Here is a 15,975-nt window from a genome sequence, read left to right as displayed (position 1 = left end):
ATGTGGGCAATAGCCTTGCTTGTTCCTTTGATTTGATGGAACGGGTCAGAGGAAGGCTTCAGCTTTGCCATCTCTTGCTGCAGGTTATATACTTTTTTGGTTGCATCATATAGCTCCTGATTCAAGCGCACTTGACTGGTAATATCGGTTTCCGTTGCGACCGAACCAATGATTCTTCCGTTGAGGCGAATCGGGTTGGTGTTGATCACCACAAACAGGTCTTCACGCGGCTGATGGTGCTTTCGATAGACCGCTTCGCCTGTCTGCAGGGTTTTCAGCATCTCCAGCATTTCGGCCGTAAAGAAATCGGTTATTGGCTTCCCCAGAAGATCCTTTTCCTTGAGGGAAAAGAGTTGCTCTGCCACTTGCGACCAAACGACCACATTGGCCTCTTCATCAATCACGGAAATCGACAAATCGGTAGTTTCAATCAGCGTCGTGAAGTACGCCTCCAGGTACTGAAACGATTGAAAGACTGCTTGCAAAACATCGCCTTGATGTAAATAACCAACCAATTTGCCATTCCCATCCGACACCCAAAGGGGATCACTTTCTTTAAAAAGGGGAATTACTTCGGGCAATGGGGTGTCTATGGGAACGGACAAGACGTTGTTTTTCGGTTCCCGGCTTTTTCTGTTTTCAATGAAGCCTTTTTGGATCAATTGACTCAGAGACGGAAGTTTATGTTTCAAGTCCATTCACCCCTTTTCATCAAGTGTGTAAAAAGTTACGAAATTTCACAGTTGATTACACATACCGTAACATTTGTGCGAAAATTTGTACACACTTTTTCTCGGCGGCGTTGTTTTCCAAGTTGGCACGCGGCTTGCTTTTCATGTCAGGTAGGAAAAACAAGAATCATTTAATCGGGGAGATCCAACATGACGTACAGATCCCAGTCTGAAGTAGCGGTCATAGGTGGTGGAATTGTCGGCAGTGCAATCGCCTATTACGTAGCAAAAGCTGGACTAAGTGTAACTGTAATGGAAAGGGGAGATCTGGTCAGCGGTACATCTTCACGGTGTGATGGCAATATCTTGGCCATTGATAAAGACCCGGGTTTTGACAGCCAAATGTCTTTAAAAAGTCAGTGTCTGGTACGTGAACTGAGTCGGGAACTGCAGTTGCCCTTTGAGTATCACGCCCCTGGCAGCATTCTGGTTTGTGAGAGCGACGAAGAAATGGCGGCTGCGGAAAAATGGGTAAGGCAACAGAAAGAAGCCGGTCTGTCTTTCCGTATCTTAGACCGTCAAGATATCAAACAGGAATCGCGGTTTTTCGCCGACGACCTGTTGGGGGGAGTGGAGTGCTCCACCGACTCGCTGGTGAATCCGTACAAGCTTACTTTCGCTTTGTGTGATGGCGCCTTGCGATACGGGGCACGGCTTCTGTCAAACACAGAGGTTACAGGGATCAAAAAGACTGCGGGAGGCTCCTTCCGCATTGCAACCACACAAGGGGATTTGACTGCTGAAAAGGTTGTGAATGCGGCGGGGGTTTGGGCACCTCACGTTGGTTCCATGCTGGGCATAGATATTCCCATTCTGCCCAGAAAAGGTCATTTAATCGTTGCGTCAAGACAGGTGCCTGTCGGATTGAGAAACGTAATGGAGTTCGGCTATCTTTTATCCAAATTTGGCGGACAAAGAAAAGTAGATCCAGAAACGGAAAAATACGGAGTAGCGCTCGTATTTGAGCCAACGGAGAGCCAAAACTTTCTCATCGGAAGCAGCCGTCAATTTGTCGGCTTTCACACAAAGGTGGACATGAACGTTGTGCGTGTGATCGCGCGCAGGGCGATTCGATTTTATCCCAAAATGGCGGACATGAACGTGATTCGCACGTATACAGGACTTCGACCATGGACGCAGGACCACTTGCCGATTGTATCTCAAGTCGACGAGATCCCGGGTTTTTATATCGCTGCCGGTCATGAAGGAGACGGGATCAGCTTGGCGGCGGTTACAGGCAGGCTGATGGCTGAACTGATCACCGAAAAATCAGAAACAATTATACCGACCGAACCGCTTCGCTACGATCGTTTTTACCGGAGAAAGGAGGCGTAGATACACATAGACGATAAGCCTGTCCAAAGTAATCCGACTTTTCAAATTTGAAGAAGGAGGTCTCTTGAATTGTTGATTCTTCGTGCAAAAGATCAACAACAACTGTTGACGATGTCTGAAGCAATTGATTGGGTTGGGGTTGCGTTAGGGGAATTTTCGAGACAACGCGCGGTTACCCCCATTCGAACATCCATTCAGGTGACAAAAGGGAACGGAACGGCTTTATTCATGCCTTCCGTTGTAGAAGCGACAGACAGTTTGGGCGTGAAATTCGTCTCTGTATTCCCGGACAACAAGCTTCTTGGTAAAGAGACAATATACGGTGTCATGCTGTTGGCCGATGTCATGACAGGAGAACCGTTGGCAATGCTGGAAGCCTCTTATTTGACTGTCCTCCGTACGGGAGCGGTAGCAGGACTGGCCACCAAATTCCTGTCCCAAGAAAAAGCCAAAGTCCTGACCATCATCGGTACCGGTGCTCAAGCGAGAGGTGTGATCAAAGCAATCCAAGCTGTTCGCCCGATCGAGCATGTTCATCTGTTTAATCGAAACGAACACAAGGCGCATGAGTTTGCCAAAGAAATCATGGAACAATCCGTCTCAAACGGGCCAAAAGTTCAGGTGTTCACTACTTCTGATCAAGCGATCGAAGGAGCGCACATTGTTGTTACGGCCACCACTGCAAGCACGCCTGTGTTTTCAGCACAAAGCGTGGGGGCAGGTGTTCACATCAACGCGATCGGCTCATTCCGTCCTGCCATGCAGGAACTTCCCACCGCCATCATGACGAAGGCCGCCAAAATCGTGGTGGAGGCAAAGGAAGCAGCTCTGGAAGAAACGGGAGATTTGATAATTCCCATTGAACAAGGGGTAATCACGAACGATCACATCCATGCAGAATTGGGGGAAATCGTAAAAGGCGACAAAGCGGGCCGGGAAAGTGACGCAGAGATTACCGTATTTAAATCGGTAGGGCTTGCCGCCATGGATGTCGTGATCGCAAAAGCGCTTTATGATCGGGCACTGCAGCTCGGTGTCGGTCAAAAAGTATCTCTATGAATTGCACCTCAAGGGGAGGAAAAGACGATGGTGAAAGACCCGTATATGATTATGATTATCTTTGTATTGCTAGCTTTTTCAGGGATTTGGCTGCAGGGGAAAGTCGAATTTGTACGCAAAATAAGTGCTGCGATGTATTGTATCTTTGGGGCGATGGTACTGGCCAACATCGGGATTTTACCAACGTGGAGTGGAGCGCACGAAGTGATCATGACATATGTGGTCCCCTTCTCCATCTCTATGATTTTGATGAATGCCAGATTAAGTGATTTAAAAGTAGCGGCTCCGGCGGCGATTAAGGCGTTTATCATTTTATCCGTTGTCGTAGTACTCGGATTTGCAGTCGGATCGCTGATCTTCAAGCCCTTCATCGGATCCGAAATCTGGAAAGCTGCTGGTGTTTTCATTGCCGGTTCCGTTGGTGGTACCGTCAATAACATCGTAGTTGGCAACACATTGGGGATCGATGAAACCATGCTCTCTGCCGTGTTAACCGCTGCCATGGTTGGATTTACCTTGTTCTTATTCTTCATTTTTACGGCTCCCTCCTGGATGCCCAAGCTGGGATTTAAAACCGCTTATCAAACATTAAACAAAGAGGAAGCAAAAGCATTTTATCAAGAATATTGGAAAGAAAAAACGATAACTTTGGATGGAATGTCAACAATTATTTCCGTTGCCATTCTGCTGACGGCTATTTCTTTCCTGTTAAAACAATATCTGTTCGATTTACCCATTGAGATTTATGTAACTACATTGACGCTGATCGTCGCCAATATCACAAAGGTAAGCGCTATCAATGGTTCCGAAGAGATTGGTTCATACGGCTTTCATTTATTTTTTGCCTCACTGGGTGGATTGGTAAGTATCGAAAAATTGATAACGACAGGTCCGATCCTGTTGGGGATGTATCTCGTCGCGATTGTGATTACTGTCATTCTTCTATTCATCATCTGTAAATTATTCGGCATCAATTACGAAGCGATTTGTATCGCCAGCAACGCCGGGATTGGTGGGCCGACAACAGCGCCCGTGATGGCCGTAGCTTTCGGCTGGAAGGAACTGGTGCTTACCGGGGTAATCTTGGGCATTCTCGGATATGCCATCGGTTCCTATGTGGGTATCCTGGGGGCGTACTTTATTAAAATTCTTGTCTAAATCATGGGTTGGTTGAAGGATAACGCAAGAAACTGAAGGGAGACAAGACCACTATGAATGGAAATGAAAGATATGTGCAGTTGCACAGCCAAGCGATTGTGATCGATGCTGCATGTCCGTTAGGCACGGTGGATCATTATTATAAACGGTGGATCGATGGTGGGGTTACCGTTATGGCCCCAACCGTGGCTGTTGATCACAATTGTCGGGAAACCATCAGTCGAATTGCTGCGTGGCAAAAGAAAATCGAAACAAACTCCGATGAGCTGCTGCTGGTCACATCAGTGAACGATATCTATCGAGCCAAACAGGAAAAAAAGTTGGGTATCCTCTTCCATTTTCAAAACGCGCTGCCGATCGAGAATGAACTCAACCTGTTATCGATTTACCACCAATTGGGAGTCAGGATTATTCAGCTTTGTTATAATGTACGGAATTTGATTGGGGATGGGTGTGATGAACGGACGGACGCCGGCCTAAGCGAATTCGGAATCAAAGTGGTTCAGGAAATGAATCGCCTCGGTCTCGTTATCGACATTACGCATACCGGATATCAGACGACGATGGATGTGATTGCAACATCCGAAAAACCGGTTATTTTCAGTCATTCCAATGCTGATCGCTTATGTCCGTCCCCGCGAAATCTAAAGGATGATCAGATCAAGGCGGTTGCGGAAAAAGACGGGGTCATCGGGATCGTTGGATTTCCCGCTTTCGTCGCGAAGGGCAAAGATCCTACGATCGAGGACTATGTGGATCATATTGATTATGTCGCGAAATTGGTTGGGGTCAGACACGTCGGCATCGGAATGGACTACTATGAGGGGATGGATGGCATAGCCACTCTGGAGGAAGCAACCACGATCTATGATCAGTTAATCTCTTCCGGCAGGTGGAAGGAGGAGGCCTATCCCCCTCCACCATGGAAGTATCCCGCAGGCATCGAAGATCCCTCCCGATTCCCTAATTTAACGAAGGCACTTTTGCAGCGGGGATATTCGGAAGAACATGTCCTCCAGATTCTGGGTGGGAATTTTCTAAGAGTATACGAACAAGTCTGGGGCAAATAACCAGGCAGGTTGCATTGATCACAAGCAGGTGCAATTTGCATGCACCTGCTTGTGATCGTTTATGGGTTCTAGCCAAGCTCTCCAGGATCAATTCCCGTTAACGGATTCGGAAGGCACCCGACTCAATCAACCACATCCAATTTCCACGCATCTTTCAGCAATTGAATCAACTTGGCCTGCCTCTTAAGCAGAACAGCAGGTGTCCATTCACTTTCCTGCAAGATCTGTGTGGTTAAAGCAAAGGAACTGACTCCTTTGCTCGACTGAAAATACGACGTTTTCTTTTTGGTGAAGTCATAATTTCTGGCTTGTGAATTTTTCGACCGCGTAAGCAATACGAGATTCCCCAATTTGTGGACATAGTCCTCAGGGTTGTCAAACTGTTTTTTCCACTCACTGTCCTTGTTTGGATTCTGTGGCAATACATGTTCAACCGTGATTACAGAATGATCATAATAAGGTTGTCCATTGGTTAATAGCGAATCCAGCTTAAGCAGAATATACCTTTTGGCCGTATCTTTCAGTTCCGTAAAGACATCGCCTTGCAGTTTTTTTAACACCTCCCGTTTGTCTTCCAGGGTAACTTCCATGGCGGACTCCGGAGAAAAAACATCGCTTCCCTTTTCCATCTCCCTGAGGATTTGAGAATACCGGGACATCCTCCAATTGAAATTTTTTCTCAGGACCATTCCGGTTCCTGCTAATATTTCGAGGCGATTCAAGAACTCAAGCAGCCGATGGTTGTGGTAGTGCCTCAAATAGTACATGGCTGGCGGAATCCAATCCACATTATCGATGCGATTGAGCAAGCTTAATGTTTTCATCAGTTCAGGCTGATTGCCAAAATGGGATCGATAATCAATGATCTTCTGATAAATTTCACCATAGGGGAGTAAAATATCGTCTACGAATTGACGACCCCTGATTTTCGAGAAAATCTCATTGTATTCGTCCTTATAGTTCGCGCTGCCTTTCCGCATTTGGATGATCATCCGAATATGGTCAAACAATTTGTTAAACCGTTCCCTCCCCAGTGAAACCTCAACATCTTCCCACTTTTGGGTGTAAGAATCCTGCAGGGCATCATCAATATCGCCAATTACTTTTGCCTTGAAAATATCGCTCATCATCAAATCAAGGCCGCGGTCGTTAAGAACCGTAAAAATACGGAATGCAGAATCAAAGTTCGGGGTAGAAACAACTACGAGATAGCAAAGCGTTGCAATGACCCCGGGAAGTATTTTCACGGTTTCTTCATCCAAATCGGCCAGTCTTTCGGCAAAGAACAATGCGTTGTCACGAATCGCCTTCTGACTATCTGTTTTGCATGGAGTTTCAGCGGTTAAACTGGATGTGGAACCCTGTACTTGAATATGTTGTTTAAAAAAATCGTTGTCAATTTTTCGAAGATGAAGCCGGTACATATCCGCTTTATTTAAAATCTTGTTTCCTTTCTGCAAGATCATGGCTTCAATATTGGAAGCGTATTCTCCCCCCAAGAAATCTCGCAAAACTGCCAGCAAGATGGTCAAGGTGATCAGGCGTTGCTGGCCATCCAGCACTTCAGAATCCGGTTTCTCTCGTTTGACGAGAACAATGCTTCCCAAGAAATATGGTTCTTGCATCATACCAATATTTTTTTCTGTAATTCCATGGTGATCGATAAATTGCAGTAAATCATCCAATAATTCCCCTGCCTGATCCGTTGTCCAGGAATAGGGGCGTTGTACAGGTGGAATAGTAAACAGATAATCATCAGAAAACACTTTATACAAGGGCATTTCTTGTGCAGTTAATGTAGCCATCTCTCATTACTCCTCTTGGGTAGCCATATTTAGCCTTTCACTATTTCCAGCAACTTTTCGTAAGTGATGTGTTTCATTTCAACGTAGTCATAGATGTGCTTCTCGACCGGAATCGCGTTTTGACCAAAAACCGTCATCTATATCATTGATTCCCTGATCCACCCTCAAAACAAACTCAACTGCTCATGCTCGCTCAGCCGCACAAACGCCATCGGGTCGTGATCGCGGAAATACGCCTGCCTGATCTCCCGCTCCTTGGTCATGATCAGGGCGTCGCCGTTTGCCGACTCGCGCAGGCGGCAGCTGTAGACGATCGGGAAGTAATCGCGGATGAACTTTCCTTCCGCGTGGGCGGTCAGGGCGATCAGCTGGAAGCCCAGTTCGTCGGCGATAAAGAAGACCGGGTCGAGGACGTGCTCGCTGGAGGCTTTGCCGAACGGGTTGTCCACGATTACGGTGCGGTTGCGCTTGCCGTTTTGGGGGATCGCCTGCCGCTTCTCCGCCAGGTAGTTGAGCAGCCCCAGAAAGAGCGTCATGTTCTTGCTCCACTTTTCCCCGCCGGACCATTTGTTGGACTCCTCCCAGGATGCGAGCGCGCCGCTTACCTTTCCGTCCTTGCTCACTTTCCGGCACTTCACCCGGATCGAGTCATGTCCCATGACGATTCCCAACAGCGATCTGGACTGCAGGGAGCTGTAAATAAACTTTCTGATCTTTCCGAGGTCGTCTTTGCCGTCTTGGTCCTTGAACTCCTCGCCATCCAGACGCTGCAGCATCCAGTCGATATGGGAACGAAGCTGCTGCTTGCCCACTTCCTCCTGCCATTCCGGGACGTGGAAGTTGTAGATTTCCTTGCGTCCGTTTTCCACTTTGACACTGGTCTTTTTGGGAATAAGTTTCAGCTCGATGGCGATTCGCTGCAGATGAGTGTGCACGATGGTGATAAAATCCTGCAGTTCCTTGTCTCGTCCCTGCAGCTGATCCTCCAGCACGCGGACACCGGCGGCGATCGTCCGGCTCATGTTGGCCGCCCATTCCTCCACCTCGGCGAAGGTTTGCTTGCTGGCGATTCCGGCTTTTGCGGTTTCACGCAGTTTCCGATGCTCGATCGCTTCGTCGCAGAAGCGGGTGAACCGCTCTTTTTCGCTGGCCACTTTCTTCCATTCCCGGTCCGCATCCGCCTGTCTGGCTTCCAGCTCGCGCAGCCGTTTCTGTGCGATTTTCATCCGCTGGTAGGAGAAAGCAAGCAGGTCGTCTTCCGGCAATGGGACCTCCTGTACTTGCTGGTGCAAAAACAGGTGGCTCGCGTTTCGGATCTCCAGCAGATGGATCACCTCGTTCAGCTGCCGGGCTGCTTCTTGCCCCTGCCGTTCCTGCTCGAGCAGGTAGTCTTTGCGGGATGAGACTCGCTGCTCTTCCTGCTCCAGCTCCCTTTTGGCGTCTTCCAGGTTCCCCGTAAACAGGTCGATTTCTTCCCCAGGGAATTGTTCGGTAAAATTCTTTTTCATCTCTTCGAGGCGCGCTCCCTGGCCGACAGCCATGTTGTTTCGCTGTTCCACCCGTTCCCGCAGCGCGGCCAACTCTCTTTTCAACCGTGCTCCTTTCTCCACCAGGCGCTGCAGCTGCGCGGCCCCATCCACCGGAAACGGCGCTTCCTCGTCCAGCGGCTGGCTTGCCTTGGCCAGCACAAGTTTCATCCCGCTTTCGCAATCCTCGATCTGCCCGCGACAGCGGCTAATCTGCCGCTCCAGTTCCGCCCGGCTTGCCTGCTGTTCGCGCAGAAGGCCCTCCAGCACCTCCAGCTCCGCGCGCAGCCGTTCCAGTGAGTAGCGCGGCGGCAGGGGAGAAAGCGACTGTACCTGCTGGAAGAGCCAATCCCCGAATAGCCGGGTCCGCTCGTCCCGTTTCTCCGCCAGTTCGCTGCGCCTTTCCTCGATTTGTTCCTCCAGAGCGGCGAGCGCTTTCCGCAGTGCGGCAAACGCTTGCTGCTGTGCCTGAAGTTCGCCCGCCAGCTGTTCTTCCGCCTTTTTCGCTTCCTCCCACTCTTTCTTCAGCTGCATGTATTCCTTTGCTTCCCGCAGACGATAGCCAAGGTGCTGCTCCCGTCCCGTTTCCTCGGCCAGTTTTTCCCGGTACAGCTCCCGCTCCCGTTCGTATTTCCTGACAAGCTCCGTGAGCTGGGCGATCTCTCGCTGCAAGTCGTCGGCGTGCTCCTGCCGTTCATCCCGCTGCCGCAACCAATCCCGGTAGGCTTCCAGCGGGTACTGGGCGTAAAAACGGTTTACCTGATCGCAGAGCTGCAGCCACTGCTGGTACTCCCGTTCTTTGCTTTTTCGCAAGCCCATTGCATCCTCCGCTTTTTGGCGCACTTCCTGTTTCCAGCTCTCAAACCGTTCCGGGTCGAGGTTCTCCCGCCAATGGCTGGGGACGATCTCCCGGCAGCGGGACTCGTATTCTTCCGGCGAATCCAGCCAGTTTCGCACTTCCTGCAGGCTGGCCACAAACACCGGATTCACCAGTTGGGCTGCGTATTTGGCCACACGCTGCACGAGCTTGTCCAGTTCCTGTTCCGTCGTGACCAGCAGGGCGGACCAATAGGGGAAACGTGCGTACAGGATGTCCAGCGAAATCTCCCTTTCCTGCGCCATTTCCTGGATGAATCGCGTCCCTGTTTCCAGATAGTGAAAATCGTCTTTCCATCTGGCGGCGAGCACAGCGAGCTGCGGATCTGCCAGAAACACGGGGCTGTCCTGGTAATCGTCGCTTTGTCTGGTGGCGATCCGCTCCTGCCGCATGGCGTCTTCCTTCTCCCGCTCCAGCAGTGCCAGCTTGTCGCCCAGCATCTGTTTGACCGTCTCCTGCCGGGTGTAGAGAGAATCCAGATAGCCAAGGCGGGGAAGATGCAGTTTTACATCCGCCAGCAAACTCTCCTGCTGCCTTTCCACCTCCTGGCACTTCATCTGCCAGCGGTTCCTCTCCTCCAGTGCCGTCTGCATCTCCTGCCTTGCCTGCTCCAGTTTTTCTGCGAGCATCTCCCTGTTTCTCTCGCACTCGAGAATATGCTGCTGATAGAGCTTCTGATTGGCCAGCGTTTTTTCCATCTCATCCTGCCAAACGGGAATAGATGCTTCCACTGTCTCCTGCAGCGGATTGTCCAGGATCTTGTCCGCGATGCGCTCCACCTGCCTGGCTGTCTGCTCCATCCGGCTCCGGGCGGCTGCCTGCGCCTGCTTGCCCGCCTCGATCTGGCCTCGCGCGTACTCGACCTCTGCCGTATGCTTCTCCCTTTTGGCCTGCAGAACCTCCAGTTGACTGTTCAAGTAGGTCTCGTCCCGCTTCAGGGCTTGTTCCACATCTGCGTAGTAACCGCGAATTTCCCTTTTGATCCGGTCCCGGTCCGCTGTGGTCTGGGCGATATCCTGCTTCTCGTCCAGCCCGCTCAGCTGGGATTCCGCCAGCTCTTTCTGCTCAAGCGCTTCCTGTCTTTTCGCCTTGTACCGGGCGTACTCCAAGGTAAGCTGCTGGTGCTCCAGTTCGCTTGCTTCCCGCTCCTTTTCTTCGTACTGCCCCTTTTCCTGCTGCCATTCCAGGATACAGGCATGCAGCACATTTTCCTGTACCGCAATCTCTCTCGCTGCCTTCCTGCGCTTGATCGCCAGCAGCTCCGCTTCCGCTCCTTCCAGCTGTCTTGCTGTCTTTTGCAGTTCTTCCGTCGTCTTCGCCTGCTCGTTTCTGGCATGGGCAAACAGCGCTTTCGCCCATTCCTTTTCCCGCTCCAGCCGCTTTCTCGCTTCCTCGTAAGCGGCGTAAACCTGGCGCACGCGCTGGATCTCTCCCTCCAGGAGCCTGCTCTCCTGGATTTGCGCACGAAGCTGCTTGCTTTGCTTGAATTGTTCCCGCTGCTTTTCAAAAATTTCCGCAAACGCGTCGGCGCCATTACCGTTCATCGCCTCTTCCACGGTAGGGATGAGCAGCTGCGACACGAGCTGGTCGGTCGTTTTGCAGTTGTCGAAGAAAAGCTCGACGCCTCCCTCCGCTCCGTTGATGACGGCGATGTTGCGCCACTCGCTGGGGACGATCTGGAACTGGCTTTCCAGATAGGCATGGTACTCCTTGATCGTGGAAAAGGTGCGGGCGTTCATATACCGAGAACTCATAGAGGAATAGTATTCCTGCATCTCACCCTTGTCTGCGGGGCGCTTTTTGCCGTTCAGCCCTTCCTTGGCAAAAGGCAGGTGCTCGATGGCATGCGGATGTCCCTCTTCGTACTCGTGCACATAGCGGTACGATTCCAGGTCGTTGTTGTGCAGAAACAGGGTGACGGCGGTCAAGGCGTAGCGGCGCGGGGAGTCGCTGGTAATCCACTCGATCGCGATATGGGCAGGGGTTCCGCTCAGGGAGAGCGTTTCCCTGATCTTTCTTCCTGCCATATCCGTATGCGGCAGGATCGCCTGCAGGGCGGTCTGGATAAAAACCGTTTTGCCGCCGCCGTTTTCCAGCAAAATAGCCGCGTTGTGCCCGTCGAACAGAAACAGTTCGTCGTTGTAGCGCTTGCTGCCGCCTTCGTAGATGACGTTGGTGAAGCGGATTTTCGAGATGACCGGCATTAGTTACCCTCCTCCCGTTTTTCCAGGGAAGCGAGAAAATCCAGGATTCCCCGGTTGTATTGGGTGTCCATGTAGTAACGCTGTACGATGGTCTTTGCCTTTTCCGTCAATGCCAGCTCCTGGTTGCCCAAATCGTGGACAAGTCCTTGCTGGATCAGGAAGTTTTGCACCAGGGACAAAAATCCCAGTCTGCTGTTGGTCCGTCCGTCCTGCTGCCGCGACGATTCCCGCAAGTCGTCAATCGCGTCCCATTTTTCCACCAGCTGGCTCCAGTTGTACTCGTATTCCGCATCCAAAGCCTGCAGCTTCTCGGTACCGTGCTCTTTTAAGGCCTGGATGCGCATATCGATGCACTCCAGCCAGTTTTCCAGCGTGATGAAGTCCCGGGTTGGCTCCTGCGAGTGGTAGCTGTCGTAGAACTGGCCGAACAGGACCAGGATGGCCAGGTACATCATGTAGACATCGATGTTTTTTGCTTTGGCCGAGAGGTACTCCTTTTTCAGAGTTGCATTCTTGATGTGAAAAGGAGAGGTGGCGGCTTCTGGAACGAGATACAGTTTTTCTCCTGCAGGGATGACGATGCAATCCACCTCCTGGGCAAACTGGTCGACCAGCCCTCTGATGACGTCATTGGCTGTATACTGCCGCATGCTTTCGCTGTCTGCCTCACCGTCCCGGCTAAGCTGGCTGTAAATCCGGAAAGCAGTCAGTACCTGCTCGTTGTCATACATCATAGCCGCTCCCCTCCCGGCACAATCTCATGTTCTGGATCTCATAACGCTCCGTCAAACGCAAAAGCTCGGGTAATTCTGTCACCATGATCTGCTCTCCCGGTTGCAGCATGGAGAGCACTTCTTTCAACAAGTGATTTTCTTCTTCATCCTTCGTTTTTTGCAGAGGCGATCGCTGGTGCAAAAGCAGCCAGAAATCGTAGAAGGAACGATGGGCAAGCCAATGCGCAAGGCCCTGCTGCTGCATGCTTGCCGCCGCTTCGGAGAGAGTAATTTCCTGCCTGTCCCCCATAATCTTCAGGATTTGCCTCATCAAGCTTCCGAAATTGGACTGCTGCACCTGAAAATCCGCCTGATCCTGCTTGTCGACGACGTCCGCAAACTCTTCCTGCCTTTCTTCTTCCTGTTCCCCACCGATCGGCTGTTTGGCAAAAACCGCCAAGGGGGACCAGGCCGAGAATTGCTCCACCGACAAGAAAGGTTCAAGCATTACCCTTGCCGCTCCCAACGGCAAGGGGGTGGAGATGAGGCGAGAGACGATTTCCTGGTCAAAGTGAAAGGACTGCAGCGCCACATGGTACAAGGACTCCTGGGCTGCCTGCAGGGCTGTCGTTTTTAGGGCAATGCTGTCTTTTAACAGCTGTGTATGGGCAAAATGAACCTCTGCCAGTTCCCGGTCGATGCGCAGGATATAGGCGTACGCCTTTTGCTCGCGGGCGTCCTTCTGTTCGTACAGCAGACGCTCCCTGGTTTCATCGACAAAGCCCTGCAGCTCGGTAAATTCCTCATGCTCCCGGGATAGGCGCAGATGAATATCCTCGATCACATTCTTGTAGCGCTGGTAGGTTTCTTCCGACACGATGCTGCGCTGCACCTCATGCTTGATCCGCAAGATCCTCTCCTTCAGCGTCGCCACATCTACCCGCATCTCGTCAATCTGGCGCAGTGCTCCGACGAATTCCCCCTTTTCCAGCTGTTTGCGCAACAGCAGTTGATTGATAGACAAGTGAAATTCGCGGAAAAACTCTTTTGTCGCAAAGACAAGTTCCAGACCGTGCTCGTCAAGCGAGTAATACTGCTTGTTGGAAGCAAGATCCCCGCGCTCCGCTTTCAGAATGGAGACCTCGACCCGATCCGGCTGGCCAGTCTCCCAGTTGAAGAAACTCCGGGAGTTGCGCCTGCCGCTCGGGGGACGAAACGTGTCGATGATGGCGCGGGCCACTTTTTCAAAATCTTCCGCGTCCAGGTCAATCTCTCCACCGCTCATCTCCAGCAAGTAACTGGCCAGTTCTTGTGCGCCCGCCTTTTTGTTGCGGATCAGCATATTTTCAAAAAAGAACAGCAGTGAAAGCAAACCGAGTCCAAAATAGTCAATCGGTCGATTCTGGCGGTCTTTTTCCCGTTTGGCATCCAGCTTGAAGAGAGGATCAAACAAGGCGATGCGCTGGATGCGTTCTCTGTAACCCTCCACAATGCCAGCAAGCCGCTCATTTTCCAATGGTCTACTCCTCCCTCTGCGTACCGCATCCGTAACATGTTTTCATCAGTTGACGCAATGACTCTGCTTCCAGCGCCTCTTGCGGGAGGTATTTTCCTTGCTGCAGCAAATGGCTGATCTGTTTTCCGTCTTCTTCAGGGAAAAAGGAAAGAAAGCGTTGTATCGCTACGTCCCTGACCATTTGCGACTCTTTCCCTGCGGACGGAGTTTGCCGCAGCAATCCCTGGTACAATTCAACAGCGGGGACAGCCTGGTACCGTTCATACATGGCATGCCAAATGGAGATGCCCTCGTGATCCAGGTCGCCGAAGTACATGTAGCGATTCTCGGCCTCGTCCGGCAAGCCGAGCTGCCCCTGCAAATTGCCCAGACCGGAAACCGCTTTCCAACCCGCACCATAGATCAAGGCAGTGTAGGTGAGAGCAGGAAGAACCGGTTGAATGGCGTAAAACGTCGTCTTGTTTTCGACGATCAGGTGCCGGTGTACAGACTTGTTCTCCCGGAAATTCCCTGGATTAACCGCCAGCATCAACGGATCGGGCAGTGGTGTAATCCGAAGCAGTTCCCAGATCCCGATCATCTCCAGCAGCTTTCGTCCGCCTTTTTCGTCGATCCATTTTTCGTCGCCAACGAGCTGAAAAGATCGTTCCGGTGCAGTCGCCTCTTCCCGGGGAACACCGTTATTCGTCAAATAGCAGTTGATTTTTTCGAGAAATGGGAGATCCTCGTTCCATTTGGATGACGAAAGCGAATAATAACCATCCAGTTTGATGTCCGGATGAAAGCGCAATTGTGTCGATTGTATCTCTCGTTTTCGAGGCTGGGCCACAACCGATTTTCGGATTCGGTAACTGAGAGGCAGCGGAGGATTTTTTCCATTCAAGCCGTGGCTGATGACAGGGATTAGGATGTGATTGTCGATCAACTGCCGGACGACAGGCTGAAACGAGCTGTAGGTCATGCCGGGATCAGCCAGTTCTTCCAGCTGGGTCAGAGTAATTTTGCCACGCTTCCAGCTTTCTAGGTGCCGGAGCAACGTTTCGTACATACGCTCACCTCTATATGAAACATACAAAACTTTTCAAAATCCTTCCCGACAGTCTTCCTGCAGCGTCACAGCTTCCTTCGATACCTCTCCAAACTCTCCCTCAACGCATTCAATTCCCGCTGGTAATGCACAGGATGCACCCCCGTCTGCACCACTTTCTCCAGCAGCACGGGCACGGCATCCGTTACGGATTGGCCGCCTGTTGACACCGCGTCGAGCAGCGTCTGAATCTCCCGCTTTTTATGTGCGCTGTACAGCTCCTCTTTTTCCGCCCGCTGCCCGATCTCCTCTGCGAGTACTCGTCCCGCAGAAGAAATGCCCAGGTGACGGAGCATCCCGGCCAGCTTTTTTTGTCTCCTGTGCCGTTTCTGTTCCATCTGGTCCATTACCCGGGCTGAGAGTACCGTTACGGCCCCGATCACTTCTGCTTCCTCTTTTTTGGCCAGAAGCGATTTCATCTTCGCGGATACCTTTCCCGCCTGCCCCATTCCGAGGACCGCTCCCACTCCGCTGCCAACCAGGCCGCCTGCCGGGCCGAAGAGAAGCGATCCCGCCGCCGAGACGGCGTACTGTCCGACTGTTCCCAGCACGGCGCGGGAGGCGGTGTCGCTGAGTACGCCAAAAACAGCTTGGCCGAGTGTCGCTTCGTCGCAAATCCACTTTTTGGCCTGCATGACTGTGGAGACAAAAAGCGAAATGTACGGAATCTCAAAATTGGTCAGTTCCGCGCCGGCCACGAGCGTTTCCTTGGTCGCCTTGACGACTTCCGCGTGCTGCACCTGTGTCGCATACACCATGGGATGGTGGGCAAAATGGCTGGCCAGCTCTTCATTGACGTACACCGGAATATCCGGGTATTTCTCCAGATGCTCGTTGACGCCCGAGGGACTGAGCAGGTTTTTGACCTGAAACGGTGTAGAGTAGAGAACTGAC

At 51.5% G+C, this 15,975-nt stretch carries 11 protein-coding genes; 4 read left to right on the top strand and 7 right to left on the bottom strand.

The window, feature by feature from the left end; genetic code table 11:
* On the bottom strand, nt 1–692 hold a 692-nt coding region (locus EDM58_RS21750; RefSeq protein WP_246000951.1), incomplete at its 3' end, for a histidine kinase N-terminal domain-containing protein.
* A 189-nt stretch (nt 693–881) separates the two neighbouring features.
* Here EDM58_RS21750 and EDM58_RS21745 point away from each other — a divergent pair.
* The 4 genes from EDM58_RS21745 (at nt 882) to EDM58_RS21730 (ending at nt 5,353) form a co-directional block, all read left to right on the top strand.
* Nucleotides 882–2,066 (top strand): NAD(P)/FAD-dependent oxidoreductase, encoded by a 1,185-nt coding sequence (locus tag EDM58_RS21745; protein WP_122915195.1) that lies wholly within the window; start codon nt 882–884, stop codon nt 2,064–2,066.
* 69 nt (nt 2,067–2,135) lie between these two features.
* Complete coding sequence (locus EDM58_RS21740) at nt 2,136–3,125, top strand: ornithine cyclodeaminase family protein (RefSeq protein WP_183187588.1); 990 nt, start codon at nt 2,136–2,138, stop codon at nt 3,123–3,125.
* A 27-nt stretch (nt 3,126–3,152) separates the two neighbouring features.
* Nucleotides 3,153–4,283 (top strand): DUF819 family protein, encoded by a 1,131-nt coding sequence (locus EDM58_RS21735; RefSeq protein ID WP_122915194.1) that lies wholly within the window; start codon nt 3,153–3,155, stop codon nt 4,281–4,283.
* 53 nt (nt 4,284–4,336) lie between these two features.
* Nucleotides 4,337–5,353 carry a dipeptidase gene (locus tag EDM58_RS21730; RefSeq protein ID WP_122915193.1) on the top strand — a complete coding sequence of 339 codons (1,017 nt, stop codon included), beginning with the start codon at nt 4,337–4,339 and terminating at the stop codon, nt 5,351–5,353.
* A 122-nt stretch (nt 5,354–5,475) separates the two neighbouring features.
* Here EDM58_RS21730 and EDM58_RS21725 read toward each other — a convergent pair whose 3' ends face one another.
* From EDM58_RS21725 to EDM58_RS25875, 6 genes are all read right to left on the bottom strand, one after another.
* Nucleotides 5,476–7,158, bottom strand: coding sequence for a DUF262 domain-containing protein (locus tag EDM58_RS21725; protein WP_122915192.1), 1,683 nt, complete (start codon nt 7,156–7,158; stop codon nt 5,476–5,478).
* 164 nt (nt 7,159–7,322) lie between these two features.
* Entirely contained in the window at nt 7,323–11,765 is a 4,443-nt protein-coding gene (locus tag EDM58_RS21720; protein WP_122915191.1) for a coiled-coil domain-containing protein, read from the bottom strand.
* On the bottom strand, nt 11,765–12,499 hold the full coding sequence (locus tag EDM58_RS21715; RefSeq protein WP_246000949.1) for a DUF6063 family protein: 735 nt from the start codon (nt 12,497–12,499) through the stop codon (nt 11,765–11,767). The genes EDM58_RS21720 and EDM58_RS21715 overlap by 1 nt, the downstream gene beginning before the upstream one ends.
* Nucleotides 12,489–13,994, bottom strand: a complete 1,506-nt coding sequence (locus EDM58_RS21710; protein WP_122915190.1) for a replicative DNA helicase — start codon at nt 13,992–13,994, stop codon at nt 12,489–12,491. The genes EDM58_RS21715 and EDM58_RS21710 overlap by 11 nt, the downstream gene beginning before the upstream one ends.
* 4 nt (nt 13,995–13,998) lie before the next feature.
* Nucleotides 13,999–15,042 (bottom strand): Wadjet anti-phage system protein JetD domain-containing protein, encoded by a 1,044-nt coding sequence (locus EDM58_RS21705; RefSeq protein WP_122915189.1) that lies wholly within the window; start codon nt 15,040–15,042, stop codon nt 13,999–14,001.
* A 65-nt stretch (nt 15,043–15,107) separates the two neighbouring features.
* A partial coding sequence (locus EDM58_RS25875; RefSeq protein WP_221175429.1) for a hypothetical protein occupies nt 15,108–15,975 on the bottom strand: 868 nt, incomplete at its 5' end.

Source organism: Brevibacillus panacihumi, assembly GCF_003710985.1.
Lineage (GTDB): Bacteria > Bacillota > Bacilli > Brevibacillales > Brevibacillaceae > Brevibacillus > Brevibacillus panacihumi.
The sequence above is the reverse complement of the archived record's forward strand: the minus strand, read 5'-3'. Positions and strand labels throughout refer to the sequence as shown.